Source organism: Silicimonas lutimaris (assembly GCF_047314965.1).
Classification (GTDB): domain Bacteria; phylum Pseudomonadota; class Alphaproteobacteria; order Rhodobacterales; family Rhodobacteraceae; genus JAVJUV01.
Genome location: NZ_JBLBVK010000022.1, coordinates 1 through 25,394 on the forward strand (window position 1 = coordinate 1; position 25,394 = coordinate 25,394).

The following is a 25,394-nucleotide window of genomic DNA, read 5'->3' on the forward strand; positions in this document are numbered from 1 at the left end:
CACATCACCACCAGCCGTCAGCTTCAGCTCAATCTCACGCAGCAGCTTCAAGATGTCTTCGTCTGAATGTCGCTTCCTCGCCATGCCCAATCCCCCTCTCGCGGCCAAAGTAATGGCCCAGTTCTAGGGGGGAAGGACAACCGACGCAGCGCCGCCGCCAACAGGCTGCCATCACCATAAATGGGATGCATCCGTGCATTTTGCTGAACAAATCTAGATGCATGTTCAGCTTCGCGGAACAGCCGTTCAAGAACCCAGCGCCGCCGCTCTGGCGGAACGCCTACAAGGACCCGGGCAGCCGAAATCACGTCACCATGTAAAGTGCGACGCATCAGGCCCGAGGCAGCAATAGCTCAGCAAAATGGATAGCAAGCCGTATCGTTCCACTGCCGTCGAAATTTCCACCAATCGCCGAAAGCACCAGATCGGTCGGTGCATAATAGGCCAACGGCGTACCAGTAATCCCTCTAGTCCAGGAGCCGACGGACGTGCCAATTCCGCTGCCATACCTATCCGTGCTTCCCGCGACGCCAACTTCCAGACTGGTAGCACCACCAATTGTCGACAGGACGCGCCCTGTAATTCCATAAACAATTGCATCCGCCGGAATGGCCCCCACGACAGTCGAGGTCGCCCCTGAGGAAACAGCATGGTCCACCTCTAAAGCGCGTTGAACAAAGCCCGCTCCGTTGGGCGAAAACGCACCCGCACCTTCGACCCACGAGACTCCATCAAACGTTACGGGCACACCGGCCGACGCGTCCCAGGCACTCCAGCCGCCGTCGGGGGAGACAAAGGCCCAACCACCGTTCTGGTAAACCGCCAAGGTGTGATCTCGTCCGGACCAGCCCCCCACGGCACCGGCTCCTACGGCGTAAACTTGCCCCTCGGCTGGTGTTGTCGGAGGCGTCGTCATCTCCACTCCACCAAGAACCAGTTGCGTCAAAGCGTCAAGCCGAACAAGCGCTTCGTTTACGGTGACATGTTTTTGCGCTTGTGCTGGTTCAAGCAACGGAAGCGCCAGTCTCGAAGTCTCAGCCATCGATATCAATCCTTGCATAATGTCCCGGCCCCACTCGGTCCGAAATCTGTGCCACTTCGACGCGAAACGAGGTTCCAACGCCGTCGACTGCCTGTTCAGCGGCGCCATAGACCCAACCAGGGGTCGAAACAGTAATTTCGCGCCGCAACATGCCTTCAACGACGACGCGCACCAAATAGCTTTCGGTCGCCTCGCCCATTGGAACTTCTGGAAGGAGCCATGAATCGCCGTCGATCCGGGTCCGACGGATCCAATTTACAACCAATGAACCATCTTCGGCCCACAACGCTCTCAGGTGGGCTGGTCTCAACGGCATGAAAGCGAGGCCGCTGGCCTGATGGACTATCTCCGTATAGGCGATGTGATCGACCGGCTTGCCGGCAGGGCCAATTCTATAGCGCCTCGGCGCTTCCATAAATCCTGCGGATTGGGACAGTTCCGAAAGGCTCGCGTCCAGCACGATGATAACTGACCCGGCGGGCCAAACGGGCGGCATCAGAGCATCTGTTCCCGCCTGCCCACGCAGTCGTGTACCCAGCGACCAGGTCTCAGGTCCGATCAAGGTGGCGTCCCTGAACTGGAACAACTCGCCACGCCCGCCAAATCGCTCGAGAATGAGGGCAGTGTTGCCACCTGCGAACAGAGTTGCATCGTCGACCGATGAAAGAGAGGCCTCCAAGAATCGTACCTCGAGACCAGGTCCCCGATCCCAATAGCCAGAAACAGCAGCCGGTAGATCGGTCAGAGTTTGCCCCATGACCGCCCGCCTCGACATAGTCTGTTCAAGCCGCCACGAAGCTCCATCCCGCGAAGAATAGATCGCCACTTCCCCCGGCCAAGGATCTGCGGCAACTGCTGCCCAAGGTGCCTCTCCTGCTTCCGAGCCCGGCAAAGAAGGAAGGTCGAAGACCTCGGCCCAAACAGGCAGCGGCACGGCGATCGGCCGTGTAGTTGGCAAGTGGTTCTCAGCCGACACGGCATCATATACGTCCGCCTCGACCCGCACCGCGGTGATCTGTTTGAGACCCGCTTCCTCGACCCGATCAATCCGGTAGGTTCCGAGAACGCCGTTCGCATTCAAGGTTACGACGTCGCCCGCGGCCAAGTCCGAAGAGGGTGGGAGAGCAAAGGCCGCCATGTCTCGCGCGACCCGCGACTCTGCAAGCCATCTATCCACTATCGCCCGCGCTTCACCCTCAGTTAGTGCGATCGGAACTTCGCTTTCGGAAACCCCGACACTCGTTTCATCCGGGAAGATACTATCAATCGAGCGCCCCTCATAATCCGCATCTGCTTCTATGAAACCCAACCGAACGCGACCCGAGACTTCAGCTTCAGGCGCTCGCGAGGAAGTCACAAGAGCCCCACTCTCGCCCCATGCAAGGTCGCTTTGTTGAAGCGCCATTGGCGACGATACTTTCCGGTTCCGGAAGACCATGCGGCCGTTCTGTTCGATTGCATCGACTCCGAATGCGACAAGAAGGCTCTGCAAGCTCGCCCGCGCACCTGCGCCAGGCGTCGGAGAGAATCCACGAACAACGCCATAAAGGTCCTCAGTATCAATATTTTCCAGCCCCGCTTTCAGGCAGATGTCACGAACAACGCTGGCGAGTGATCGCGCTGTCGCGCGGCCATTTAGCCAATGGCCGCGGCCATAGTTTTCACCATCGCTCCAAACGTCAGGATTCCCCGGAAAGAATGGATAGGGCCGCGCATCCCATGCCCATATAAACATCCTACCGGGGTCCACCATTTCAGCCCCATACACTCCAGAAACAGGGTTGTTGATGGGATCGTCCCAGAACTCCTTCATCGCCAGAAGGTATTGCGACTGGATAAGATCATCGCGACCACCGTTGGAGTACTTTGGCAACGAGGACTCCGAAGACTTCGGATCGAGAAACTTATTCGGCTGATTGGTCCCCCGGTCGATAGCCGCACAGCCCAATTCTGTAAACCAGATCGGTTTCATGCCGGGTTGCCACGCCGTCTGCAGGGCCTCGCGCACGCCAGCCTTGCGATTGTGATGGTGTTCACTCCACCAGTTCTTCAGGTCCTTGTAGCGGAACAGCCAGTCCTCACCATAGGCACCATCCGAAATCGGCGTGCGCACCTGAAGCGCTTCGGCTTCCACAGAGCGATAATACCAGTCGAATCCTTCGCCACCGGCAATGTTCGCCTTGAGATAGTCGACGTTGTATATTGATCCCCAACCAGCATCCGCGTGATCCAAACCATTACGCCAATCGGACAGCGGCATGTAATTGTCGATGCCGATGAAGTCGATTTCCGGATCCGCCCAAAGCGGGTCCAGATGAAAAAAAACATCACCGCTGCCGTCCTGCGGATGATACCCGAAATACTCCGACCAGTCGGCCGCGTATCCGATTTTAACGGACGGCCCAAGAATGCTGCGGACCTCCGCCGCAAGCTGGCGCAATTCTTCGACCGCTGGAAAACTGTCTCCCACACCACGTATCTGTGTCAGTCCCCGCATCTCGGAACCGATACAGAAAGCGTCGACACCGCCCGCAGCCGCGCAGAGGTGCGCATAGTGCAGGATGAAGCGGCGGTAACTCATCTGGTCCGAACCGGAAAAAACGACCGAACTGCCACGCACTTCAAAATCCGTGCCGAGAGCTGATCCAAAAAACTCCTGGACTTCTGCCTCAGCCGCGATTTTTCCATCCGGACCACCCGGCCGTCCCGGTGCCTCCGATGTCGTGATCCTGCCTCTCCACGGAAGCACAGGCTGGTGAACCGAGCCACTCCAGGGATCCGGTCGTCCGTTCCCCTCCAGCTGCTCCATAAGGATGAACGGATAGAACATCACCGCCTGCCCGGCCTCGTTCATCGCACGAATCGCCTCAATCACGGAGGCATCGGACGGCGTGCCACCATAAATTGGACGACCCAGTTCCTCAGGAACGACGTCTGCCTCTGCACGCACCAATCCGGACACCGACCACGGCATACCTGCTCCGTCCAAATCCTTCTGTTCGACCTTCGGGCGTATGCTGCACACGCCGCAGCGCAGGTCATCGCCGAACCAAGACACCACCAACGATACCGCTCCACAGCGGGGCAGTTCTTCCCTCAGAGCTTCAAGCGAGGCCGAAAAATCCGTTCCACCCGACGGACTATGAACGTTCGCCGATCGATTTCGTCCGGGACCTTCCTCGAAATGGACGGGTGTCGTCGCCAAAGCATATTCCCCGGTTCCCGGTATGAGCGCGACAGCCCGCACATTGTCTGCCAGATCGCCCGCTCCAGTGCGCATGACCTCGAAGCTGAACTGCGGCACACGATTTCCGAAAGGCCCAAGCTCCAGGTCCTCAATGACGACATAAGCGACACCACGGTAGGCCGGCACCTGCCCGGCCCCCTCGACCGCCTCTATTTTGGCATCCGGCAACTGGTCTTCTGTCCCGGTGTAGACACGCAGCGTCAAATCCTGTTTCGAGATCTCGTTGCCATCTGCCCAAACCCGGCCAACTCGTGTGATTTCGCCCTCGCAGAGAGCGATCGCCAGGCTGATTGAATAGGAATAGTTTCGTGTCGCCGGTTGCGATGGTGCGCCCTTTCCGCCGCCAGTCTCGGTGACACGCTCTTCAAACCGGGAGGACCAGATCACCTGCCCGGCAATGCGAACCCGTCCGTGGATGTTGGCAATGGGCGCACCTTCACTGGCCCCGGTTAAACGGAACCGGTCTACCTTTCCGGTCTCAACCGCAGGAGATCCCGCTCCGAGAAGCCGTTCATCGATCAACCGTCCGACAGTCGCACCGGCAGCACGCCCGATGACCGCCGCCGAGATACCCAGGACGGAACCGCCGATGGACGAACCAATTGCCGCGCCCGCCGCTGATAAAAGGATCGTGGCCATAAAGCCCCCTTGTCACTACTGTTCAGGTCGCATCCGGAAATGCGAAAATGCCGGAGATCCGCCTGCGCCATGGCGCGGAAAGCGGACTTTCGACAACCCCATGCCGTGCGTAGGCATGAATGAAACTCTGCGCGCTCGAACAGATCCCCAGGTGCTTCGCGACGGCATCCTCGCGCATGCGGAACAAGATGACGTCGCCCGGTATCACCTTGGTCCTCTCTCGTTCATTCAGATGGCGGCAGGCCGCGCTCATCAGCACTTCGCCTCGCGCCACCTCGTCCCAATCCATCGAATATGGCGGCGGCTCTTCGGGCTCACGGCCATATACCTCGCGCCAAACGCCCCGCAGAAGACCCAGGCAATCGCATCCTGCGCCTCTCACCGAAGCTTGGTGCCGATAAGGTGTCCCAATCCATCTACGCGCCTCGGCGATGACTGCTTCGGCGGTCAACGCCTCAGGCTCCCGCCATCGTTCACCCCGGCGCGAACCGGGTAGGACACCAGCCAGTCTTCGCCCGGAATATCTGGAAAACCTCTGAAATTCATGAGGTTGTCGAACTTTTCCCGACATGTGTCCAATCGCTTGTCGCAGCCTGGCTCGACACGCACCGTGTCACCGATAGCCAGTCCGGCGCTCAACATCTGCCAAAGTTCGATCAGGCGCTGGCCGGAGACCTCCCAATCGCGCTTGACGACACCGACCGCTCCCTGTCCCGCTCCGTCGAGCACCTTGACGCGGCCGCGGATGAACCAGCCAGGAGCAAATGCCTGCACCGTTGGAAGGGTGAGCCGGGTTCCGCCGTCGACCGCAACCACGACCGCCTCCAGCGACACTCCCGGTTGCAGCGTGTCCACCCCACAGCGCCGATCACCGAGAACCGCCGCGCAAGGCTTTTGATAAACCAAGTTCTTCGGCTGGTTCAGCGCTTCGGCCAGCCCGCGCAATTCTGCTCTGAACTCCTGACCCCGACGCTCGATCTCACCGATTGTCCCCCGGAAAGTCAGTCTCCGTTCAGCGACATCAGCCCAGTTGACCAGCCAACTGCGCACCGCTGCGCCGTCATAAAGCCCTGCCGCAATATCCTGCTCGCGGATCGCAGCGTCGGACAGCGCACCAATGGCCTCTGCGTTATCTACGGCGAGACCCGTGCTTTGTTCGAGGGCACGCGCAGTCAGCCCGGTCGACGCGTGAAAAGCGATGTCATCGAACCTCAAATCCCGGTCGTGATCGGTGAACCCCAGTACGACGCCGTCCTTTCTTGTGACCGCCCAGGCCCTGCAGACAGTTGTAACCCCGGATTTCAAATGCGCGCTCAACGCGGCGGCATTCATATCCTCACCTCGACAACCGGCACGTTCGGAATGTCGCCAGCCTTGAAACTCGCCACCGAGGTCTGGATGCTGTCGGTATCGAAACGGACCGGCACGTCGAACTCGAAACCGGCAGTCACGGTCGCGCCCTGTGGTGGTGCGTCCGCGAATGTCACGATGCCAGTGGCCGGATCGACAGTGAAATCCACGCTCTCGGTCTGAAAGTCTCCCTGAAGACCCACGCGCACCGTACCTTGAACGGGCTTTCTGATGTCCCGGCTATAGCTGACATCTCCGGACCGGTAGATCTTCCGAAGCTGAAACGCCGTCCGGCTTCCATCTCCGATACTCAGAATTTGGTCTTCGAAACCCGGTTCCTCGAGGGAGCCCGACGATCGATAGTCCGACCAGTCCTTCCATCTGAATCCGTGCAGCCGTCCACGCCGCGCCTCGAAGAAGGCAATCAACGCATCGATGTCGGACAGAGACCGCATCCCCAAACCGGCGTCGTAGCGGCGGCGCGAGTCCGCCCAGGGCGTATTCCGCTCCTCGAACCCGTTTGCCAGCGTGACGATCTCTGTCAGTCGCTCTGGTCCGCCGATAGAACCAAAACTCAAATTTGCGGGAAACCGCACTTCATGAAAGGTCATGCCTGCCCCTACCTGTTCCTTTGTGCACGCCCCAGCGCGCGACTCATCTGGGCGGCGATCTGGCTCTGGCTGCGCTGGAAACTGGCCGCATCCGGTGTCGAAATGTTCATAACCACTTGAACCGGACGTCCGCTCCCCGCCGCTCGAACGCCGAGTTTGCCATCAGCACCGCGTGCCAACGGCATGATCGCCTCAGGCCCAGCCTCGCCCATCAGGCCGGTGCCGCCACGCATCGGAAAATACGTTGCTCCGGATACGACACCGCCCGACGCGAAGGGCATCACCTTGCCCTGGCTAAAGGCCGCACCATTGGCGAAAAGCCCCGCCACACCTTGAGCCAGGAGGCTACCTATCTGGTTGGTGACCGGTTTGATCGCGGCAGAATAAGCCGTATTTACCAGCGAGCGTGCGACGGCATTCAGGGCATCGCTTACCCGCATCCCGTCGAAAACCAGTCCGTCGAATGCCGACTTCAACCCGCGCGACAAGCCCTTCGACAAGACCTCTGCGTCGCGTCCCGTGGCCGCCATTGCACCCTGCATCTTCAGGATCTCGCCTGAAAGGGCGGCCGTCATCGCACCTGCATCGGCCATGGCGCCCTCCAGAGCATCCAGCTGACCTTCGAGTTCACTATCGTCTGCCATCTCCGTCCTTTCTCAGCTTATCAGGAAAGGCTACGGCCAGTTCTTCCAGCCGCACCCGTGTCAGGGCCATCGGTCCATCCGACTTCCCCAGCAGGAACGCCAGTTCCGCCGGGGTAAGCCGCCAAACCTCGCGCGGAGCGAGACCCCGAAGCATACCCGCCCTGAGAAGTCCGGCCCAGTCGAACCGTGTCATCTGTCAGGAAAAGCGAAGGCCCGCGTCAGCAACTGCCCTGAAAGCCGCGCCGCCTCGACCAGTCCGCCTTCGATCTCGACCGTCATCAGGTCCGTCGCGTCGCCCCGCCAGCCGCCGCCACGCAGTCCGGCCACGATCAGCGCCAATACGTCGCGGGTCGAGAACGCACCCGCCTCGAAACGTTCGACTAGAGCAATCAATGTGTCCGCCTCCATAGCACCCTCGAGCTCGGCCAATGCGCCGAGCGTCAGTTTCATGACACGACGCTCGCCATCCATCCGGATCGCGACCTCTCCCTCCCAGGGGTTTGCCATCACAGCGCCTGGAATGTCAGCGCGCCCGCGGACGCCAGCGCCAACTCATAGGTCGCTTCACCATTATGCGTGCCTGCATACTCGATCGCAGTGATCTGGAAGGGCCCCTCGACGATCCCGAAGTCGGGAATGATCACCTGAAATTCCGGGACTTCGCCGTCAAAGAAGATCTGCCGAGCCCTCTCATCCGTTGCCGCGTCCCGGAACACGCCTGATCCGCTGATCGCGGCCGATTTCACACCAGCGCCGCCCAGAAGCTCCCGCCAGCCACCCGCCGATTCAAGCGAAGTGACATCAACGCTTTCCGCATTGAACGATATCCGCGTCGCGCGAAGGCCTGCGACCGTGTCGAATTGCCCGCCGCCCGTCATGTCGAGCTTGATCAGCAGGTCTTTTCCATTCTGTGCGCCCATGGGTGCATCTCCCGTAAAATATGGCTCAGGTATCTTCCACGATGGCGCGGAAACTCAGGTCGATCCGGCGGGTCTGCCCGGCCCGTACCCGCCGCGCCCTCGCCGAAATGAACCGAAGCGAAACGACACGGCCGCGCGTCAGCACCGGCATGGAGTCCACCAGGATGTCCGTTATCCGCCCCGCTACGCTTTTGGCCGTCTGGAAGCCCGCTTCGTCGCTGACGACACTCACCGAGAAACTATGTTCTGCGCCCCGGTGCGTCTGGTCTGACAGATCGCGAACATCCTCCGGACCGAGGCTGACGTAAGTTCCAGCAACCGGACCAGCCGGCATCTGGTCATGCACCGCCGCTCCCACCAGCGAGGCGAGATCGCTGTCACTGGCAAGGCTCTGGTACACCGCCGCCTGCAGTGCCGCGGATACAGCGTAACTCATGGCAGCACCTCCTCATCCGTCAGACATTCCAGAAATGCATTGCCCGATCGTGCTTCCGCGACGCTCCGGATATGGAGTACCCGGTTGCCGTCCCTGAATCTCTGCCCGGGCTTCGGTCGAGACGGCCCGTCGGGCGGGACCCCTCTTATGCGCACAGAGTAGCTCACCCGCGACCGAGCCGAGCCTTCACCGACTTCCTGTCGTCCCGACCGCAAGATCACCTCGGCCCAGTGGGTTCCCAGCACTTCCCATTCACCCCAATACCCTCCAGACCCGTCCGGCACCGCGACGCGTGCCTCCAGAACCAGCTTCTTTCTGAAAGGGCCTGTCATCTCCGGCCTCCACCAAAAAGCCTCACCTGCCTGTAGGGCTTCAGAAGCGACGACACACTGTCAGGCAGTGCGTCACTCCTGGTGCCTGACCTGTCCTCATAGAAGGTTGCAGCCAGCACTAAAGCCGCCTGTTTCAGGTCCGCCTGCACACCGGCCCAATTCGCGGAATATCCGGCTTGAAAGACGATCTCCGCCTTCCCGCCCACCGGGATCGTCGGCAACAGCAGACCGAGCCATTTTAACTGCGGACGATGAGTATCATCGCAAAGGCGGTAGCTGCCCGGCGAGATCACCTCCACGCCCCCCGACCGATCGCTTACTGAAAACGACAGGATCTCCGTTACAGGAGCCATTGGCAGAAACTCATGCGCCATCTCGCGCCACGCCGTCACCACGTAACGGAACGTCCTTTGTAGGATCACCTTGCCGGTTTCGCCTTCGATCCGTGCCAAAGCCGCGCGCAGTTGAGGGATCAGAACCGCATCCTGAAACCCGTCATCGGCAAACCCGCTGCCAAGCTGCAGATGGTCCCTGAACTCCGCGACCGGGAGTGCCCCATCCGGCACCTGGGTCTGCTCGATCAAAATCATGGTCATCGATCTCCAAATTTGACTCCCGCCTGGGCAGGTCGGACGCGCGCCACCCCGGTCGCTTGGACGGAGGGGAGCAGCAAGAACACGAGGCTTGCGGCGCGCGCCCTGTCAGCCGGTCCCGAAGGACCGGCTGCATCCGAAGCTTACGACGTGCCGAATTTCAGCAGCTTGATCGCTGCGAAATCGCTGACATCGCCGCCCACGCGCTTGGTGGCGTAGAACAGGACATGGGGTTTCGCCGAGAACGGATCACGCAGGATGCGAAGGTCGCGACGCTCGGCAACTGTATAGCCCGCGGCGAAATCGCCGAAGGCCACCGAGTAGCTGCCAACCCCTATGTCCGGCATGTCCTCGCAGATCAGCACGGGATACCCGAGAAGGCGCGCGGGCTCACCAGCAGCCAGCGAATCCGTCCAGATGAAACGCCCTTCGACATCCTTGATCTTCCGCGCGTCGCCTGCCGTCCGCGAGTTCATGACGAAAGTGCCGTTCGCCCGATAGCGCGCCCCAAGCGCATAGACGAGGTCGATCAGACCGTCGCCTGGATTGGTGGAATTGAACCCGCCATCGGTTCCGGTAACGACATAGCCGACATTCCCCCAGGACCAGTTGGCTTCCGCAACCTTGGGATGGGTCAGAAGTCCCACCGGCTTATCGATCCCGTCACCGTTGATGAAGGCGCTGGCCTCCGAACGGGCGAAGGTGTCGGCGATCCGGCCCGCCAGCCAGGCCTCGATGTCGAAAGCGCTGTCATCCAGCAAACGCTGGCTGATCTTGGGCAGGGCCGACAACTCGTGCAGCGGGATACTGATCCGCTCGATGGTCGGCGTGGCAGTCTCAACGCTGGCGGCGGTTTCCGTCGCCCAGCCCGCGCCGGCTTCGGTTGAATCGATCAGAACGTCGAAAGACGTGCTCTCGACATTGACCACGTTGGCCACCTGCCGGATCGATGACGCGCCGCGTAGAACGCTCTTGACGGTCTCGGCGGTCTGGGGGTCCACCAGGTAGCCGCCATCGCCGGCCACCGCCGTCGACATGGCCTTGCCCTCCAGAGACAGGCCGCGCAGCGCATCGTCGTCGCCGGTGCGCAGATAGGCCTCGAACGCCTTCTGATGTGGCGCGCCCCCCTCGTGGGCGGCGGCAAGCGCCGGACGGCGCGACGGGGAAAGGGTGTTCTTGCGATCCAGCATGGTCAGTCGCTCTTCCTGTTTCTGAAGTCTCTCGGTGATGTCGCCGACAAGGCCCGCAAGCGCGGACTTCACTTCGTCGACCGGCGCCAGGGCGTCAGGCAAAGCCTCTCCGCCCCGGGACGTCGTCTCGGGTTTGCTCATGTTCCAAATCCTTGAGTTGGGGATAGTGGTCCCGGTCAGCCGCGCTCGGCCCCTCGGGCGAAATCGCGCCGGGCATCTTCGATGACCGCCGCAAGGTCGCGCATCAGGCCGTCGCCGGGGCTTTCACCCTTGGCGCCCACCCGCGCTTCGGGAAGCATCGGGAAAGTGACCAGCGACACCTCCCAAAGCTCCAGTTCCGCAAGGCGTCGCCGCCCTGCCTCGTCCTTGGTTGCGCGCACGGTGCGATACCCGATCGAAAGCCCATCGATGGCACCCGCCGCGATCAACGCAGCCGCCTCCCTGGCCCTCGCGACCTCCGGCAGCAGACGGCCTTTCACGAACAGGCCCTTCTCGTCCTCACGCACCTCGTCCCAGACGCCGATCGGCTCAGCGGGATCGTGCTGCCACAGCATCTTGACCGACCGTCCAGCCTCCGCAAGAAGCTTCAAGGAAGCCGCGTAAGCGCCTCTTTCCACGATATCATTTCCGCGATCACGCACCCCGAAACAAGAGGCATACCCCTCGATCAAGGCGCCATCCGTCACGGACAGGTCGACCTCTAGTCGCGTGAATTTCAACTCCAGTCCCAGATCGCTCGTCTCACGCATCACCGGCCTCCTCTTCGCTCAGCCTCGGCAACCCCAACAGGACACGCTTTTCAGCATCGCTCAGAAAATCCGCGCTCGCGACACGCCTCCATTGGGCTTCACGCTCCACCGCCAGCGCCGGCACCTGGTCGAGGTCCGGCTTCAACTCGACCGCGTCTCCCATGAAAGACGACAGCCAGTGCGAAACAGCACCCATGACCTTGCCCACCATCGGCAACACGGTCAGGCGATAGAATGCCCGGTTCGCCTCCTGGTAATTGGCATAGGTGGCGTCGCCCGGGATCCCCATCAGCATCTGCGGCACTCCGAAAGCAACGGCGATCTCGCGCGCCGCTGCCTCCTTGGTCTTCTGGAACTCCATGTCGCTCGGGCTGAAGCCCATCGGCTTCCAGTCCAGCCCGCCCTCCAGCAACATCGGCCGCCCGGCATTCCGAGCGCCGACGTGATACGCCTCCATCTCCGACAGCAACCGGTCATACTGCTCTGGAGTCATTGTGCCCTGCCCGTCCGCACCGTTGTAAATGATTGCACCCGAGGGCCGCGCGGCATTGTCCAGAAGCGCCTTCGACCAGGCCGAGGCACTATTATGCACGTCCACCGCCGAAGCGGCGGCCTGGAGCGGTGACAACCCGTAGTGATCGTCCTGCGGATGGAAGGCCTTCAGGTGACAGACCGTCGACAGCCCGTCCGAAACCGGAAACCGATGCTTGCGCCCGCCCACGGCATATTCATAGGCCACGGGCCAGCCGTCGGTGCCGGGGATGACGCTCATACGGTCCGACCTGAGAACGTGCAACTCGACCGGCATGGCCGATGCGTCGAGAACCGCCTCGACATAGCCGTTGCCAGACAGAAGAATCTGGCCGAACAAGGCCTCGAACAACTCCGCCTGTCCCTGTCCGGTGTTGGGCCGGCGCACCAGTTGCAGCACCGGATGCGTCTCGTAGCGCCGTTCTCCGTCCTGCAAAACCAACGGTATGGCTGCAGCCGCTTCCGCGATCAGTTTCACGGCACGAAATCCCACAGGGTTCCCGGCAAAGCCCGCTCGCGTCAGGCTCGAGGTGTCCCGCGCACTCCATGCAACGCGCCCCGAGCCGGCGTAGGCGATCACGGGTCCCGCAGCCGATGCTTTCGCCTCCGGCCGAACCGCATCGGCCCGCCGTTTCAGAAAATCTAGCATATGAACTTGCTCCTTCGGCCCCAAGGGGCGGTCTTCCCGGACCTCAGCCCAAGGTTCTGACGCACGGACGCCGCCATTGCGCCGCCGGCTCGATCATCAGGTCTGTCAGCGCCCAGACCAGGGCATCCACTCGGTCCGGGCTGCCCCTGCCCTCATAGCCGCGCACCGACATCTGGCCCATCTGCTCTTCCAGAGCCTGCAGACCGCGGACATGTTTCACCCGTCCCTGCTCATACAGCGCCGCTACCGGCTCGGCCCGCGCGGCCTTGCCCCGAGACGCGCGCACGGCGCGAAACGGCACAAGCCCATCCACCTGGCGCACCACCTGTTCAACGAGGTCGCCGCCCTGATTCACCTCCGCGACCAGCCGATCGGCCCCGTGCCGCGCCATCGCGGCGATGGCGGCCTCCGCCCAGCCCTTCGGAGAAGCGCCGCGGATCGAGGCGTCCTCCAGAACGACGGCCTGCCAGTTCAGAGGACTTCCCTCCATCCGAACCCCCGCAACGACAATCCCGCATTCGTCGGAACCCGAATGACCCGTCACTGGCGGGTCAACCGCGACAACGATACGATCAAGGTGCACCGGCTTTTCTATCACGGCTCCACGCAGGGTTTCTGCCCTCCACAAGGCGCCCTCGATTTCTTCGACCAGAACCCCTTCCAGTTCCTGTCGGCCCTGCCGAGTGCCGCCGTATAGATCATGCACCTCTTCAAGAAACGACGCGGCCAGATTGGCACGGTTCGCCTCGGTCGGTGCACAGGTCATCACCGTTGACCTCCGCCCAAGGATGCGCTTCAGGACAGGAACGTCCCGCGGCGTCGTGGTGACGACCTGCCTGGGGTTCTCCCCAAGTCGGAGCGCGAATTGCAGCATGTCCCACGCCTCCTCGGCCCGCGGCCACTTGGCCAGCTCATCTGCCCATGCGCCGTCGAATTGAGGCCCGCGAAGCGCCTCGAAATCATTGGCCGAATAGACGCGTGCCTCGGCTCCATTCGGCCATACGAGTTTTCTCTCTCCCGCAACCCACTGTGGCACCCTGTCCGGCGGAGAGCACGCGATGATGCCGCTTTCACCGAAGACCATGATATCGCGCGCCTGGTCATAGGTCTCCGCTACCAGAGCCAGCCGTCTTGCGGGGCCACCGTCTTCAGGCAAGGCACCTTCGACCTGCGACCGAACCCATTCCGATCCGGCCCGCGTCTTTCCAGCACCTCGTCCGCCAAGGATGACCCAGGTCTTCCAGTCACCCTCTGGCGGAAGCTGATGCGGAAGCGCCCAGAACTCGAAGAGGTAGGGCAAGGCTCTCACCTCTTCATCGGACAGCTCGGCCAGAAATTCAGCCTGCACCTCGCACGGCCCGGATGCGATCAAGGCGGCGCCCGATACGAGTCCGGATATCGTCGAGGTCAAGTGCGTCGGTTCTGTCAGAACCCGCTGTGTTGAGAACACGGGCTTCATGTCGTCTTACCTCATCAAGTATCGTCTTTCGTACTGTTCCCAGGGACATGCCCGCACGGACAACCTCGGTCCCGGCCACGTCCTCGCCAAGTTCAAGCCTCATGGACATGAACAGGAACCGCTGCAGAAGGTCCTCCAGCGGAGTCCCGCTCTTTGCCAATGGTCGTGTTTCCCCCTCCGTCCCAGCCTTGGCCGCCGGATCGTCGGTCATCGTCGCTCCTGTTTTCTTGCTGAACCCACCCAAAGAAAAAAGCGGCCCGGGCTAATCACCCTGCCGCTCTGTCAGTTCGTCCATCTTGCCTGAAGGTATACCCTGGAAAGCACGCTCCGTAAAGCGTTAAGTTATTGATAAAAAATAACAATACCGCACGATCGGATTAACAAAACCTTAACGCGGAGCCAGCTTCCGGCCTACTCCGCCGCCCTTTCCAGCGCGCGATACGCCGCCACGTTCCGATTATGCTCTTCCAAGGTCTCGGCAAAAAGGTGGCCGTCCTTCGGATCCAGCGTCTTGGCCACGAAGAAGATGTAGTCTGTGTCGTCCGGATTCAGCGCGGCCTCGATGCTGGCCAGCCCGGGATTGGCGATCGGAGTGGGCGGCAATCCTTCGATGACATAGGTGTTCCACGGCGTCTCGCGCCTAAGCTCGCTCTGCCGCAGGCCACGGCCCAGCACACCTTTGCCCTCGGTCACACCATAGATGACCGTCGGGTCGGTCTGCAGGCGGATGCCCTGCCGCAACCGGTTCGCGAACACGCTCGCCACCTGTCCGCGCTCTTCGGCCAGGGCCGTTTCCTTCTCGATGATCGACGCAAGGACCATCGCCTCTTCCGGCGTTTCCACCGGCGCATTCTCCGACCGGTTCTCCCAGGCCGCGGCTAACCTCCGCGCCTGGATCTCGACCATGTTCGCAACAAACGCTGCGCGGTCGGCGCCAGGACGAATCTCGTACCCGTCGGGGGCAAGAGAGCCCTCCGCCGGAATATCGGCGATCTCTCCTGTAAACAGGTCCGAGGCCTTCAGCGCCTCCACCACCTGCCAGCTGGTGACACCCTCGACAACGGTGACCAGGAATTCGGTACCCACATCTTCCTTCGCGGCGAGGTAGGCTTCGGGAAACTCACCCGCTGCCGGATCGAATTCCGCTGTGACATCGAATTCCTGCGTCTCCGGGTTAAGCTCGCGCACCCGCGTCTCCTGCCCGGCAACACCGATGATATAGACAACCTGCGTCCCGCACGTCGACCGCCCGTCGCCGGTGATCTCCTCGACGATCTCCGCCATCGACGCGCCGGCTTGAATCAGGAAGGAACCTGCCTTCAGATCCTGGCTTTTGTCCGCATAGTCCGCCCCAAGACGATAGATCGTCGGATTGGTGATCGCGCCGCGCGCGGCCAGATCATCCGCAACACGACTCATCGAGCCGCCGCGGGGCACCTGAAGGCAAATCGCTTCTTCCAGCGGCCCTTCGGCGACATACTGCCTCTGAGCCCATCCAATCGCGATCGCTACGCCGACGAGCGCAACGATAAGAAGCGTCAAAACATTGGAAGCGATGTTGCGCCACATCAGCGATCGATCCGACCCATGACCAGCGAAGCATTCGTGCCCCCGAAACCGAAACTGTTCGACAGCGCGACTTTGATCTCGCGCTCGCGCTTGGCATTAGGTGCCAGGTCGAGTTTCGGTTCCACGGCGGGGTTGTCCAGATTGATCGTCGGCGGAGCAACCTGATCTCGCAAAGCCAGGATACAGAAAATCGCCTCGACCGCTCCCGCGGCGCCAAGAAGATGCCCGATCGACGATTTGGTGGACGACATCGTCGCCCTCGTCGCGGCATCGCCCATCAGGCGCTCCACTGCGCCCAATTCGATCGTATCGGCCATGGTCGAGGTGCCGTGAGCATTGATGTAGTCCACATCCGCGCCGGTCAGGCCAGCCGAGCGAAGCGCGTTGCGCATCGACCGCTCGCCACCTTCCCCGTTCTCCGAGGGCGCCGTGATGTGATAGGCGTCGCCCGACAGGCCATACCCCATAATCTCGGCATAGATTTTCGCGCCGCGCGCCTTGGCGTGCTCGTATTCCTCCAGCACGACGACCCCAGCCCCTTCACCCATGACGAAACCGTCGCGGTCGGCATCATAGGGGCGCGAGGCCTTTTGAGGCTCGTCGCCCCGCTTTGTCGAGAGTGCCTTACAAGCGTTGAACCCCGCGATGCCGATCTCGCAGATCGGGCTTTCCGCGCCGCCCGCCACCATCACATCCGCATCTCCCAGCATGATCAGCCGAGCCGCATCACCGATCGCATGCGCTCCGGTCGAACAGGCCGTGACCACCGCATGGTTCGGCCCCTTGAACCCGAAACGGATGCTCACCTGCCCCGAGATCAGGTTGATCAGGGAGCCCGGTATGAAGAACGGCGAAACCCTCCGAGGCCCGCGCTCTTTCAGCAGGATCGCCGTTTCGGCAATGGATTGCAGCCCGCCGATACCCGAGCCGATCATGACACCGGTGCGCTCGAGGCTCTCGGTATCGCTCGGCGCCCAGCCGGAATCCCTGACGGCCTGTTCAGCGGCGGCCATCCCGTAGATGATGAATTCGTCGACCTTGCGGGCCTCTTTCGGCTCCATCCAGTCATCCGGATTGAAGGTCCCGTCCGACCCGTCTCCACGCGGTATCTCGCAGGCGTAGGTCGTCGCGAGGTGACTTGCGTCGAACCGCGAGATCGTTCCGGCCGCCGACTGACCGGCCAACAGCCGCGCCCATGTCTCCTCGACACCGCACGCCAGCGGCGAGACCATCCCAAGCCCTGTGACAACTACCCGACGCATGCCCAATCCCTCTTTGCGGTGACTTTTGCCCGAAAGACATACACGCGCCTCCTCCAAGGCGCAATCTGAGGCGGCACCTTCCCGCCCGTTAACCAAGCGGTCAGCCGACCAAAGGTAAACTGGCGCATGCAGCGTCGGCTCCGGATAAGTTTGGCAATCGCCCTTTGCTCTGCCCCGTTTCCTGGCAAGGCGGACCCATGCGCCGCAGCAACCTCCCTCGCCGCGATCCACGACGCCTATGTGGCCCTCGCCAAGGAAACGGGAGAGCTACGCCAACAGGCCGCCGTTTCACTGCTGGCGCTACTTCTTCCTGCCGCCGATCCTGCCGCCATTGCAGCCGATCTCGCTGACTCTCGAACACCTCCCGACGAGGCGCTCCTGCGACACATCCTCAAAGATGCCGCCGAGATCGCGCGTGCCGTTGCGACAAACGACGGTGACCTACACGAAGACCATGTCTCGAACGCGGACTGGATGGCAGAAATCATCGTCGGGACCGGATGCCATGTCACATGGACCAGGGGGCAGACGGCCGATGTCACGACTGCCGAGAATGCACCACGAACGGGAAGCCTCCAAGAAGCGTTCTGGAAAGACCCTGCGATCTTCGCCGGAATAGCGGCCCTGCTCGCTGCCGTCGCAGCACTGCGCCGAAGTCGCCCGTTTCGCCGGCGCAAGCTTCCACGCCTTCCGCGCACGCCGGTAAGGCTGCAGGCCACCTCAACGCTCGCGAACGGACACCAGGAAAAGGTCGAGGTATTCGACATCTCGCGCGGCGGCATGAAGGTCGCGCTTCGGAACGCGCCCCGGACCGGCGCACTGGTCAGCCTGCGCATCGGTCAATTCACCCTGCCCGCCTCTGTAGCCTGGCGGAACAACTTCTACGCAGGACTTCTGTTCAATGCGCAACTGTCCAAAGACACACACAACCAGCTTGTCGCGCTCGGTTCCCTCAGTTCTGGCGACAAACAAGCCCCAGCGTCGAGATCAGAAGCTGCGCTGCGGTAGCGGCACCCATCCCGTCGATATCGCGCTCGGCCATGAACTCGGTGAACACAAGTCCCCGAATGCGCGCCTTCGAGGCCACGCCGGCCAGAAGCTCAAGCGCCTGCCAGTAGCGCAAACCGCCTGCGGTACGGGCGATCACCGCCGGCATGATCGATGGGTCCAGAGCATCGAAGTCGAAACAGACGATGACATCCGATCGTGCCGGCACGAGATCCACGGCACGCGCCACGCCATCCCGCGCGACCTCTCCCCCAGGCACGAATTCGACACCCCAGTCGATGGCGGCCTTCAAGTCACCGGGGCGCGCGGAACCAACCCCGCGTTGGCCGACCTGGACGATCCGCCCGATATGTTCCATCTCGGACGCGCGCCGCATCACCGACGACAGGCCAAGCTGCTCCTCCTGCACCTCGTCCCGCCAGTCGATATGCGCGTCGACCTGAAGGATCGTGTAGGTACCGCGCGCACCGAACGCCTCCAGCGCCGGGATCGTGACCGAATCGTCTCCTCCCAGAAGAAGGGGAATCGCGCCGCGGTCCAGGCATTGGCTGACGCCTCCGAAAATCCGCGCCCTGTTGCCGGCCGCGTCCTCGGCGTCCTGCTCCAGGTCACCCGCGTCCCAGACGGCGTCCTCCGGCCAGCCCACACCGCCCAGATCGAAATTCACATGACCGAGATTCGCTGCGAAATCCGCAGCGCCTGCGCGAATGGCCTGCGGCCCGCCCGCGCAATACGCTCCCGCCGTACGGTAGGGCGTCGCACAATCCGCGCCGAGAATGGAGACCTTCGCCTTCAGCCGCGACAAGTCTCGGCACTTGGGCACGCCCATGAACGTGTCCACGTCCCGCGCGCCGAACATCCGACCAAGACCGCCCATGCCAGTTCCTCCCTTGCAACGCATAGCCTATGCCGGAAAAGCGGTTCAAAAAAGCAAAACGGCGCCTCCGTGCGGAAGCGCCGTCGAAAATGCCAACCCGGAAGCGGGCCTGAAGATCAGGCGGCTTCCTTGATGAACTTCACCGCATCGCCGAAAGTCTGGATCGTCTCGGCGGCGTCGTCCGGAATTTCGATACCGAACTCTTCTTCGAAAGCCATAACCAGCTCGACGGTATCAAGGCTGTCCGCGCCCAGATCGTCGATGAACGAGGCGTTCTCGACAACCTTGTCCTCTTCGACGCCCAAATGCTCGACGACGATCTTGCGTGTGCGATCTTCGATGTCGCTCATGTCAATTCCTCACGTGTTCCTCGGGTCCGCGCCCCGTTTTCGTTGGTCGCCCCCCGCGGGACGAAAAACAGCCGGGCCACAATGGCGCCCCGGCTGGGATGTCGCGCCTATACCACATCGTTTCCATAACGCAAATGGTATCGAATACACGCCCTCCCGGTCACAACATGGCCATTCCGCCATTGATATGCAACGTCGCGCCGGTGACATAGCCCGCCTCGGGGCTGGCAAGGTACAAAACCGCCGCGCCAATCTCCTCTGCATCGCCCATGCGCGCCGCTGGCACCTGGGCCAGGATGGCGGCTTTCTGGTCGTCCGTCAGCTTGTCGGTCATTGCCGTCGTGATGAACCCCGGAGCGACGCAGTTCACGGTGATGCCCCGGCTCGCGACCTCATAGGCCAGCGATTTCGACATGCCGACCAGCCCCGCCTTCGAGGCCGCGTAATTGGCCTGGCCGGGGTTGCCTGTGGCGCCCACGACCGATGAGATATTCACGATCCGACCCCACCGCGCCTTCATCATGCCGCGCATGACACCCTTGGACAAAAGCATCGCGCTTTTCAGGTTCACGTTCAGGACTGTGTCCCACTCATCCTCGGACATCCGCATGAACAGGTTATCGCGAGTGATGCCTGCGTTGTTCACCAGAATGTCGACGGCGCCCATCGCCTCGGCCGCCTGCTTCGGCAACTCGGTCACCGCCGCGCTGTCTGACAGGTTGCACGGCAGCACATGCGCCCGCTCCCCCAGTTCAGCGGCCAGAGCCTCGAGAGGCTCGACCCTCGTGCCCGACAGCGCCACCGTCGCCCCCGCGCCGTGCAGCGCTTTCGCGATCGCCGCGCCAATGCCGCCTGACGCGCCGGTCACCAGCGCCGATTTCCCGCTCAGATCGAACATGCCCCTGTTCCTTCTTCTTGGTTCAAATATGCCGGGGGTCCGGGGGCGGCGCCCCCGGCATTCCCCTATCTCATCGATGCCGCCGCCTCGGCAACGTCCACCGCGCTGCCGACGGCGCGCGTCCCGGCATCCTTGGCGATTCGCCGAATCATGCCCGAGAGCGCCTTGCCCGCGCCGACTTCCCAGAACTCGGTCACGCCCGCACTTGCCATCCATTCCACGCTCGATTTCCAGCGCACCCGTCCGGCCACCTGCTCGATCAGCAAGGTCCGGATCGTCGCAGCATCGCTCACGCCCTCGGCACGAACATTGGCCACGACCGGCACCTTCGGATCCCGGATCTCGACCTCGCCCAGCGCGCGTTCCATCTCGACGGCGGCCGGGCGCATCAGCTCACAGTGAAACGGAGCCGAGACCGGCAACATCAGCGCGCGCTTCGCACCGGCCTCCTTGGCCAGTTCCACAGCGCGCTCCACCGCCGCGGTGCTGCCCGAAACCACGTTCTGCATGGGATCGTTCTCGTTCGCCACCTGGCAGACTTCGCCACCGGCCGCAGCGCTGACCAACTTCTCCACGTCCTCGACCGATAGACCCAGGATTGCCGCCATCGCGCCTTCTCCCACGGGCACTGCGCTCTGCATTGCGAGTCCCCGGACCCGGAGGAGCCGCGCTGCGTCCGCCACGCTGAACGCGCCGGCGGCGCACAGCGCCGAGTACTCGCCCAGCGAATGCCCGGCCACATAAGCGGCCGCTGTCACGTCCACGCCCTCGGCCTCCAGCGCGCGCATCGCCGCCATCGAGGTCGCCATCAGCGCCGGCTGGGCATTCTCGGTAAGGGTCAGCCTGTCCTGCTCACCTTCCCAGATCACAGCCGAAAGCTTTTCGCCCAGCGCATCATCCACTTCATCGAAGACCGCCTTCGCGGCCGGATACGCCTCCGCCAGGTCCTTTCCCATTCCTATGGTCTGTGCCCCCTGACCGGGAAATACGAATGCCAGGCTCATCGCCGCCCCTCCCTCTTCGCTTTTTACTGGTCCTATCCCGAGCGCCTCGTCCCGGCAAGCGGACCTTGCCTCAACGCCGGTTCGGTGTCTTATCCTTTGACGCATGAGTTTGGGAAACACCGACGACAGTTACGGCCTGATTGCCCGCATCCTGCACTGGCTGACGGCGCTGCTTATATTCGTGGCTTTTCCGTTGGGTTTTCTGGCAAATCGGGCCGACTTGGTGACCGATGCGGACATCGAACGCGTCTTCGCGCTCTTCTCGCTCCACAAGACCGTGGGCATCGCCGCTCTGGTGATCGGCCTCACCCGCATCGGCTGGAGCCTGACGCAAACCCGCCCAAATGCCCTCGGCCACTCCCGGCCAGAGCAGTATCTCGCCGGGATCACGCACCGCATCCTGTCGATCGCGCTCGTCCTTGTGCCGCTGACCGGCTGGCTCGCGCATTCCGCGGCTCCCGGTCTCGCACCGATCCGATGGCCGTTCGGTCAATACCTTCCCCTTGTGCCCAGCACGGCTGACGCCGCCGCCGTCACCGGCGCCATCCACTGGCTGGCCACAAAGCTCCTTGCGGTCGCGATTGTCCTTCACATCGCCGGAGCGCTCAAACACGCAATCATCGACCGGGACGGCACGCTCGCCCGCATGACCCGTGGCACGCCTGCAAAAGGCCGAGGCCATCACGGTAACTCCGCAGCCATTCTGATAGCCGTGAGCCTCTGGGCGGCGACCATCGGCATCGCTGCCAGCTTCGCGCCGAGACCTCCCGAACCGCCGGTCGCATGGATCGCGACGGACATGCGCGTAGAACTCCGGTCGGCCGTCACGGGCGAAACCCTCGGCGACATTCCTGCCGCAGATGTCAGATTGACCCTCGACGATGACGACATGGGCACGATCGACATCTTCGCAGCGCTCGATTCCGCAACGACGCCCGACGCCGATCCGCTTCTCGCTGCGCTTCCGATACCTGTCGCGCAATTCAGCGCGCCGCTCTCGGGCGCAGCCCCCGACCTGACTGCCGCCGGTCAGCTGGAACTTGGCGGGCAAGTTTCGTCCGCGACGATCGAAGTCTCTCGCACGGGAGACATGGCTGTTATCGCGGCCACCATGATCCTGCCGCCGGCTCCGGATTTCGCACTCCATATCGAGGCTAGCTTTCGGCGCCCGGCAGAGTGACCCTTCCTCACGCGGTTACGTCAACGACGACACGGCCTTTCACACGGCCCTTGAGGATATCGGCACCCAGTTTCGGCAAATCACCGAGCGTTGCGGGCTGAACCATGGCCTCCAGTTTCTCCATCGGCAAGTCCTTCGCGATGCGCTCCCATGCCCGCACCCGGTTCTCGTAGGGCTGCATCACGCTGTCTATTCCCAACAGGTTGACGCCGCGCAGCAGGAAGGGAACCACCGTCGCAGGCAAACCCGCGCCTCCGGCCAGCCCGACCGCCGCGACGGAGGCGCCATATTTCATCTGCCCCAGCACGCGCGCCAGCATCGCACCCCCTACGGCATCGACACAGCCGGCCCAGGTCTCGCTCTCCAGCGGACGCTTCACCGTTTCGTTCAATTCTTCGCGCGGGACGATCCGCGAGGCACCAAGACCGCGCAGATACGCTTCCGTCTCCGGCCGCCCCGTCACGGCGGCCACCTCGTAGCCAAGATGTGCAAGGATAGCGGTGGCAACCGAGCCAACACCGCCAGCCGCGCCCGTCACAAGCACTTCGCCGTTCTCCGGTTTCAGGCCGTGATCCTCCAAGGCCATGACCGCCAGCATGGCGGTGAAACCGGCCGTGCCCACCGCCATCGCCTGGCGCGTCGTCAGCCCCTCGGGCAGCGGCACCAGCCAGTCCGCCTTCACACGCGCCTTCTCGGCATATCCACCCCACCAGGCCTCGCCGACGCGCCAGCCTGTCAGAACGACCTTGTCGCCAGGCTTGTAACGGTCATCCGACGATACCTCGACCGTGCCCGCGAAATCGATCCCCGGCACATGCGGATAGGTCCGCACCAGCCCGCCGCCGGGGCCGATGCACAGACCGTCCTTGTAGTTCACAGTCGAATACTCGACCGCGACAGTGACATTTGCCTCCGGCATCTGGCTTTCATCGACTTCTTTCACCGAGGCAGATTTCTGCCCCTGATCGTCCTCTTCGACCAACAATGCGCGCATTCGACTTCTCCCCGATTTGATCAAAGAGTTAGACACCTTGACCAGGGAAGGAAAGAGCGGAACCTGTCTCGACGCTTTTCTGCAAGCTCAGAAGACGAAGTTATATGCAAGCCTCATTTCGGAGATAAACTGGCTGTTCCCCAGAAGGCTCCCGGCGTCAACTTTCGTGTCCGTGAAGTTGCCCTGAATTGTCAGGAAAGCGTTGTCGTTGAGATGGTAACCATACATCACGATCAGCCGCCTTACGGTAGAATCTCGAAGATAAACCCCTGTTGTGGGCTGGATAGTCGGGAAATCCTCGTAGTCGAAGTTGAAACCGACGGCGTGCCGGTCGGTAATGGCATAGGACGACGAAAGCCGAATTCGGGTGCGGTCTTTCCCGTTCCATACCGGAGAGGAACCAAGCCCATAACCGGTCAGCCGCACGCCATATTCGAGAGGACCTTTGGAATACCCGATGATCAGGTCATAGCCATAATCATCAACATCGCGGCCATTTATATTCGTCGAATCCACGGCGTAGACCACCGCATTGAGACCAACGGTTGAGGTAAGCTTTTGCCCGAAGCTCAGGGCAACCCACTCGCCATTGGCGCTGGTTTGAAAATTATAGTGCTGATTATCGGTAACATAGCCGAAGCCCAGGAAGACCTCTTCGTTGCTGCCGCCCAGGTCTTCCGAGATGAAGTCCAGAACGCCGATCAGATCATATGCGGAAAACATGTCATTTCCGCCAAGATCACCGTGAACCCTTTGAAACGTGTCGTAAAGCCCGGTTTGCGCCACGGCGTAGGGATGCCCTCCGTTAATCCCCGCGCCCGGACCCAGGCTTGATGCGGCGCCGTTGGAAACAAAGCCATAGTACCCACCGGATCCGACGGTGACATTCAGACCGCCAAAAGATCCGGTGGGACTGTGCATGACATCGACATCCCATGTGGAATCGCCACCGTCGAGCGAACGGATGCCCTCGACGTTGCCTGTCGCATTGACTTCACTCCAGAATGGATCGCCAATATTCGCGTATGCGTATTGCAGCCGAAGGGTTGATTGCAGCCTAAACCGTTCGAAACCCGCATTCGTACCACCGGGGAGCGTCGTGAACGCGGGACGGTTCTCATAGGCCAGGCTTCCAACCGCCGTGAAAGACAATCGGGCCGTATCACCATCGCCAAGCGGATAAACGATTTCGGCACTCACCGGTGAAGATACGAACATAGCGGTGGCAAGGGCCGCAAACCTGCAATTGTAAAACAATATTCCTGCCTCTTCTCGACAATGGATTCATAGCATCAATGCCCCTGCGATCTTAAACAAAGGTGAAGAAATTAAGGCAGTTGACAGACATTAGGCAGGTCAGGCGCAGAATTTTTCCACTTTGGCAAACAAATCGTTCAGTCACGAAAATCCCACTACAATTTTACAACAGACGCGCGTAGCACCTGCCCCTCGCACGCGTCGAGATACCCGGCGCCTTGGACAGCGCGAAGCCCGGCGAATCTTGATCAAGCGCGCACCTTCACCTATATCTGGTCCGTTCCCTCGGGAACTATGGACATAAACGCGCTCGTAATAAGCGGATCGGACCCGGGGGCGGTACCCGGCGGCTCCACCAAAATCCTTCGTTTGGGGATCACGGGGCCGAAATAGGATCGACGGACGTCTAAAGGGGTTTTGCTTTGTCTCGGCTGGAAGCCACCGTTATCGGCGCACATAAGCTAGTTGCAAACGACAACAAAGCTCCGGTTGCCCTCGCTGCGTAAGCAGTGCGGAATACCGAAATCCAAGTCCTTGGGCTTAGCAGCTTAAGGCGGGGCCTGCCGGAGCCTGGCAACAGAATCCGGCACCTAAACATTCCCC

General features: G+C 61.8%; 28 protein-coding genes and 1 other RNA gene. 3 read left to right on the forward strand and 26 right to left on the reverse strand.

Annotated elements, in window-relative coordinates; translation table 11 throughout:
• Nucleotides 1-47: 47 nt before the first annotated feature.
• The 20 genes from ACKLNI_RS21355 to fabF form a co-directional block, all read right to left on the reverse strand.
• Nucleotides 48-332 (reverse strand): DUF7742 family protein, encoded by a 285-nt coding sequence (locus tag ACKLNI_RS21355; RefSeq protein WP_488199634.1) that lies wholly within the window; start codon nucleotides 330-332, stop codon nucleotides 48-50.
• On the reverse strand, nucleotides 332-1,042 hold the full coding sequence (locus ACKLNI_RS01025; protein WP_413717131.1) for a DUF2793 domain-containing protein: 711 nt from the start codon (nucleotides 1,040-1,042) through the stop codon (nucleotides 332-334). The genes ACKLNI_RS21355 and ACKLNI_RS01025 overlap by 1 nt, the downstream gene beginning before the upstream one ends.
• A complete protein-coding gene (locus tag ACKLNI_RS01030; RefSeq protein ID WP_413717132.1) occupies nucleotides 1,035-4,928 on the reverse strand; it encodes a baseplate multidomain protein megatron in 3,894 nt (1,297 codons plus the stop codon). The genes ACKLNI_RS01025 and ACKLNI_RS01030 overlap by 8 nt, the downstream gene beginning before the upstream one ends.
• Nucleotides 4,929-4,950: 22 nt before the next feature.
• The gene (locus tag ACKLNI_RS01035; RefSeq protein ID WP_413717133.1) at nucleotides 4,951-5,379 is read right to left on the reverse strand and encodes an NlpC/P60 family protein; all 429 of its coding nucleotides are present in this window, start codon (nucleotides 5,377-5,379) and stop codon (nucleotides 4,951-4,953) included.
• The gene (locus ACKLNI_RS01040; protein WP_413717134.1) at nucleotides 5,376-6,260 is read right to left on the reverse strand and encodes a DUF2163 domain-containing protein; all 885 of its coding nucleotides are present in this window, start codon (nucleotides 6,258-6,260) and stop codon (nucleotides 5,376-5,378) included. The genes ACKLNI_RS01035 and ACKLNI_RS01040 overlap by 4 nt, the downstream gene beginning before the upstream one ends.
• Nucleotides 6,257-6,889, reverse strand: coding sequence for a phage distal tail protein, Rcc01695 family (locus ACKLNI_RS01045; RefSeq protein ID WP_413717135.1), 633 nt, complete (start codon nucleotides 6,887-6,889; stop codon nucleotides 6,257-6,259). Before ACKLNI_RS01045 ends, ACKLNI_RS01040 begins: the two co-directional genes overlap by 4 nt.
• Before the next feature lie 8 nt (nucleotides 6,890-6,897).
• Nucleotides 6,898-7,533, reverse strand: coding sequence for a phage tail tape measure protein (locus ACKLNI_RS01050; RefSeq protein ID WP_413717136.1), 636 nt, complete (start codon nucleotides 7,531-7,533; stop codon nucleotides 6,898-6,900).
• Nucleotides 7,520-7,726, reverse strand: a complete 207-nt coding sequence (locus tag ACKLNI_RS01055) for a phage tail assembly chaperone (protein WP_413717137.1) — start codon at nucleotides 7,724-7,726, stop codon at nucleotides 7,520-7,522. The genes ACKLNI_RS01050 and ACKLNI_RS01055 overlap by 14 nt, the downstream gene beginning before the upstream one ends.
• Nucleotides 7,723-8,040, reverse strand: coding sequence for a gene transfer agent family protein (locus ACKLNI_RS01060; RefSeq protein ID WP_413717138.1), 318 nt, complete (start codon nucleotides 8,038-8,040; stop codon nucleotides 7,723-7,725). Before ACKLNI_RS01060 ends, ACKLNI_RS01055 begins: the two co-directional genes overlap by 4 nt.
• Nucleotides 8,040-8,453: a phage major tail protein, TP901-1 family gene (locus ACKLNI_RS01065; RefSeq protein ID WP_413717139.1), complete on the reverse strand. Its 414-nt coding sequence runs from the start codon at nucleotides 8,451-8,453 to the stop codon at nucleotides 8,040-8,042. Before ACKLNI_RS01065 ends, ACKLNI_RS01060 begins: the two co-directional genes overlap by 1 nt.
• Before the next feature lie 25 nt (nucleotides 8,454-8,478).
• Nucleotides 8,479-8,889: a DUF3168 domain-containing protein gene (locus ACKLNI_RS01070; protein WP_413717140.1), complete on the reverse strand. Its 411-nt coding sequence runs from the start codon at nucleotides 8,887-8,889 to the stop codon at nucleotides 8,479-8,481.
• Nucleotides 8,886-9,221 (reverse strand): head-tail adaptor protein, encoded by a 336-nt coding sequence (locus ACKLNI_RS01075; RefSeq protein ID WP_413717141.1) that lies wholly within the window; start codon nucleotides 9,219-9,221, stop codon nucleotides 8,886-8,888. Before ACKLNI_RS01075 ends, ACKLNI_RS01070 begins: the two co-directional genes overlap by 4 nt.
• A complete protein-coding gene (locus tag ACKLNI_RS01080; protein ID WP_413717142.1) occupies nucleotides 9,218-9,817 on the reverse strand; it encodes a head-tail connector protein in 600 nt (199 codons plus the stop codon). The genes ACKLNI_RS01075 and ACKLNI_RS01080 overlap by 4 nt, the downstream gene beginning before the upstream one ends.
• A 140-nt stretch (nucleotides 9,818-9,957) precedes the next feature.
• Nucleotides 9,958-11,145, reverse strand: coding sequence for a phage major capsid protein (locus ACKLNI_RS01085; protein WP_413717143.1), 1,188 nt, complete (start codon nucleotides 11,143-11,145; stop codon nucleotides 9,958-9,960).
• A 35-nt stretch (nucleotides 11,146-11,180) separates the two neighbouring features.
• Nucleotides 11,181-11,753 carry an HK97 family phage prohead protease gene (locus ACKLNI_RS01090; RefSeq protein WP_413717144.1) on the reverse strand — a complete coding sequence of 191 codons (573 nt, stop codon included), beginning with the start codon at nucleotides 11,751-11,753 and terminating at the stop codon, nucleotides 11,181-11,183.
• Nucleotides 11,746-12,933, reverse strand: a complete 1,188-nt coding sequence (locus ACKLNI_RS01095; RefSeq protein ID WP_413717145.1) for a phage portal protein — start codon at nucleotides 12,931-12,933, stop codon at nucleotides 11,746-11,748. Before ACKLNI_RS01095 ends, ACKLNI_RS01090 begins: the two co-directional genes overlap by 8 nt.
• A 43-nt stretch (nucleotides 12,934-12,976) precedes the next feature.
• Nucleotides 12,977-14,281 (reverse strand): DNA-packaging protein, encoded by a 1,305-nt coding sequence (locus ACKLNI_RS01100; protein WP_413717146.1) that lies wholly within the window; start codon nucleotides 14,279-14,281, stop codon nucleotides 12,977-12,979.
• Nucleotides 14,271-14,603, reverse strand: a complete 333-nt coding sequence (locus ACKLNI_RS01105; RefSeq protein WP_413717147.1) for a hypothetical protein — start codon at nucleotides 14,601-14,603, stop codon at nucleotides 14,271-14,273. The genes ACKLNI_RS01100 and ACKLNI_RS01105 overlap by 11 nt, the downstream gene beginning before the upstream one ends.
• Before the next feature lie 200 nt (nucleotides 14,604-14,803).
• The gene (gene mltG / locus ACKLNI_RS01110; RefSeq protein WP_413717148.1) at nucleotides 14,804-15,961 is read right to left on the reverse strand and encodes an endolytic transglycosylase MltG; all 1,158 of its coding nucleotides are present in this window, start codon (nucleotides 15,959-15,961) and stop codon (nucleotides 14,804-14,806) included.
• The gene (gene fabF, locus ACKLNI_RS01115; RefSeq protein ID WP_413717149.1) at nucleotides 15,961-17,223 is read right to left on the reverse strand and encodes a beta-ketoacyl-ACP synthase II; all 1,263 of its coding nucleotides are present in this window, start codon (nucleotides 17,221-17,223) and stop codon (nucleotides 15,961-15,963) included. Before fabF ends, mltG begins: the two co-directional genes overlap by 1 nt.
• A 126-nt stretch (nucleotides 17,224-17,349) precedes the next feature.
• Between fabF and ACKLNI_RS01120 the strand changes: the two genes are divergently transcribed.
• Entirely contained in the window at nucleotides 17,350-18,231 is an 882-nt protein-coding gene (locus ACKLNI_RS01120; protein ID WP_413717150.1) for a PilZ domain-containing protein, read from the forward strand.
• Here ACKLNI_RS01120 and ACKLNI_RS01125 read toward each other — a convergent pair.
• From ACKLNI_RS01125 to fabD, 4 genes are all read right to left on the reverse strand, one after another.
• The gene (locus tag ACKLNI_RS01125; RefSeq protein ID WP_413717151.1) at nucleotides 18,176-19,108 is read right to left on the reverse strand and encodes an arginase family protein; all 933 of its coding nucleotides are present in this window, start codon (nucleotides 19,106-19,108) and stop codon (nucleotides 18,176-18,178) included. The genes ACKLNI_RS01120 and ACKLNI_RS01125 overlap by 56 nt on opposite strands.
• 116 nt (nucleotides 19,109-19,224) lie before the next feature.
• Nucleotides 19,225-19,458 carry an acyl carrier protein gene (locus ACKLNI_RS01130; protein WP_350158895.1) on the reverse strand — a complete coding sequence of 78 codons (234 nt, stop codon included), beginning with the start codon at nucleotides 19,456-19,458 and terminating at the stop codon, nucleotides 19,225-19,227.
• A gap of 160 nt (nucleotides 19,459-19,618) precedes the next feature.
• Nucleotides 19,619-20,356: a 3-oxoacyl-[acyl-carrier-protein] reductase gene (gene fabG, locus ACKLNI_RS01135; protein ID WP_413717152.1), complete on the reverse strand. Its 738-nt coding sequence runs from the start codon at nucleotides 20,354-20,356 to the stop codon at nucleotides 19,619-19,621.
• 65 nt (nucleotides 20,357-20,421) lie between these two features.
• Nucleotides 20,422-21,360 (reverse strand): ACP S-malonyltransferase, encoded by a 939-nt coding sequence (gene fabD, locus ACKLNI_RS01140; RefSeq protein ID WP_413717153.1) that lies wholly within the window; start codon nucleotides 21,358-21,360, stop codon nucleotides 20,422-20,424.
• A 103-nt stretch (nucleotides 21,361-21,463) separates the two neighbouring features.
• On the opposite strand from fabD, the gene ACKLNI_RS01145 reads away from it, so the two are divergent.
• The gene (locus ACKLNI_RS01145) at nucleotides 21,464-22,540 is read left to right on the forward strand and encodes a cytochrome b (protein ID WP_413717154.1); all 1,077 of its coding nucleotides are present in this window, start codon (nucleotides 21,464-21,466) and stop codon (nucleotides 22,538-22,540) included.
• Between the two features lie 7 nt (nucleotides 22,541-22,547).
• Here the strand turns inward: ACKLNI_RS01145 and acuI are convergent, their stop codons facing one another.
• Both acuI and ACKLNI_RS01155 read right to left on the reverse strand, forming a co-directional pair.
• Complete coding sequence (gene acuI, locus ACKLNI_RS01150) at nucleotides 22,548-23,534, reverse strand: acryloyl-CoA reductase (protein ID WP_413717155.1); 987 nt, start codon at nucleotides 23,532-23,534, stop codon at nucleotides 22,548-22,550.
• An 87-nt stretch (nucleotides 23,535-23,621) separates the two neighbouring features.
• A complete protein-coding gene (locus ACKLNI_RS01155) occupies nucleotides 23,622-24,752 on the reverse strand; it encodes a hypothetical protein (protein ID WP_413717156.1) in 1,131 nt (376 codons plus the stop codon).
• Between the two features lie 279 nt (nucleotides 24,753-25,031).
• Here ACKLNI_RS01155 and ssrA point away from each other — a divergent pair.
• Nucleotides 25,032-25,382: a transfer-messenger RNA gene (gene ssrA / locus ACKLNI_RS01160) on the forward strand.
• The last annotated feature ends 12 nt before the right edge of the window (nucleotides 25,383-25,394 follow it).

What these genes read in the sequence shown, in the direction of transcription:
- ACKLNI_RS21355 (WP_488199634.1), bottom strand. Translation starts at nt 332, where the DNA reads ATGCGTCGCACTTTACATGGTGACGTGATTTCGGCTGCCCGGGTCCTT.
- ACKLNI_RS01025 (WP_413717131.1), bottom strand. Translation starts at nt 1,042, where the DNA reads ATGGCTGAGACTTCGAGACTGGCGCTTCCGTTGCTTGAACCAGCACAA.
- ACKLNI_RS01030 (WP_413717132.1), bottom strand. Translation starts at nt 4,928, where the DNA reads ATGGCCACGATCCTTTTATCAGCGGCGGGCGCGGCAATTGGTTCGTCC.
- ACKLNI_RS01040 (WP_413717134.1), bottom strand. Translation starts at nt 6,260, where the DNA reads ATGAATGCCGCCGCGTTGAGCGCGCATTTGAAATCCGGGGTTACAACT.
- ACKLNI_RS01045 (WP_413717135.1), bottom strand. Translation starts at nt 6,889, where the DNA reads ATGACCTTTCATGAAGTGCGGTTTCCCGCAAATTTGAGTTTTGGTTCT.
- ACKLNI_RS01050 (WP_413717136.1), bottom strand. Translation starts at nt 7,533, where the DNA reads ATGGCAGACGATAGTGAACTCGAAGGTCAGCTGGATGCTCTGGAGGGC.
- ACKLNI_RS01055 (WP_413717137.1), bottom strand. Translation starts at nt 7,726, where the DNA reads ATGACACGGTTCGACTGGGCCGGACTTCTCAGGGCGGGTATGCTTCGG.
- ACKLNI_RS01060 (WP_413717138.1), bottom strand. Translation starts at nt 8,040, where the DNA reads ATGGCAAACCCCTGGGAGGGAGAGGTCGCGATCCGGATGGATGGCGAG.
- ACKLNI_RS01065 (WP_413717139.1), bottom strand. Translation starts at nt 8,453, where the DNA reads ATGGGCGCACAGAATGGAAAAGACCTGCTGATCAAGCTCGACATGACG.
- ACKLNI_RS01070 (WP_413717140.1), bottom strand. Translation starts at nt 8,889, where the DNA reads ATGAGTTACGCTGTATCCGCGGCACTGCAGGCGGCGGTGTACCAGAGC.
- ACKLNI_RS01075 (WP_413717141.1), bottom strand. Translation starts at nt 9,221, where the DNA reads ATGACAGGCCCTTTCAGAAAGAAGCTGGTTCTGGAGGCACGCGTCGCG.
- ACKLNI_RS01080 (WP_413717142.1), bottom strand. Translation starts at nt 9,817, where the DNA reads ATGACCATGATTTTGATCGAGCAGACCCAGGTGCCGGATGGGGCACTC.
- ACKLNI_RS01085 (WP_413717143.1), bottom strand. Translation starts at nt 11,145, where the DNA reads ATGAGCAAACCCGAGACGACGTCCCGGGGCGGAGAGGCTTTGCCTGAC.
- ACKLNI_RS01090 (WP_413717144.1), bottom strand. Translation starts at nt 11,753, where the DNA reads ATGCGTGAGACGAGCGATCTGGGACTGGAGTTGAAATTCACGCGACTA.
- ACKLNI_RS01095 (WP_413717145.1), bottom strand. Translation starts at nt 12,933, where the DNA reads ATGCTAGATTTTCTGAAACGGCGGGCCGATGCGGTTCGGCCGGAGGCG.
- ACKLNI_RS01105 (WP_413717147.1), bottom strand. Translation starts at nt 14,603, where the DNA reads ATGACCGACGATCCGGCGGCCAAGGCTGGGACGGAGGGGGAAACACGA.
- mltG (WP_413717148.1), bottom strand. Translation starts at nt 15,961, where the DNA reads ATGTGGCGCAACATCGCTTCCAATGTTTTGACGCTTCTTATCGTTGCG.
- fabF (WP_413717149.1), bottom strand. Translation starts at nt 17,223, where the DNA reads ATGCGTCGGGTAGTTGTCACAGGGCTTGGGATGGTCTCGCCGCTGGCG.
- ACKLNI_RS01120 (WP_413717150.1), top strand. Translation starts at nt 17,350, where the DNA reads ATGCAGCGTCGGCTCCGGATAAGTTTGGCAATCGCCCTTTGCTCTGCC.
- ACKLNI_RS01125 (WP_413717151.1), bottom strand. Translation starts at nt 19,108, where the DNA reads ATGGGCGGTCTTGGTCGGATGTTCGGCGCGCGGGACGTGGACACGTTC.
- ACKLNI_RS01130 (WP_350158895.1), bottom strand. Translation starts at nt 19,458, where the DNA reads ATGAGCGACATCGAAGATCGCACACGCAAGATCGTCGTCGAGCATTTG.
- fabG (WP_413717152.1), bottom strand. Translation starts at nt 20,356, where the DNA reads ATGTTCGATCTGAGCGGGAAATCGGCGCTGGTGACCGGCGCGTCAGGC.
- fabD (WP_413717153.1), bottom strand. Translation starts at nt 21,360, where the DNA reads ATGAGCCTGGCATTCGTATTTCCCGGTCAGGGGGCACAGACCATAGGA.
- ACKLNI_RS01145 (WP_413717154.1), top strand. Translation starts at nt 21,464, where the DNA reads ATGAGTTTGGGAAACACCGACGACAGTTACGGCCTGATTGCCCGCATC.
- acuI (WP_413717155.1), bottom strand. Translation starts at nt 23,534, where the DNA reads ATGCGCGCATTGTTGGTCGAAGAGGACGATCAGGGGCAGAAATCTGCC.
- ACKLNI_RS01155 (WP_413717156.1), bottom strand. Translation starts at nt 24,752, where the DNA reads ATGTTCGTATCTTCACCGGTGAGTGCCGAAATCGTTTATCCGCTTGGC.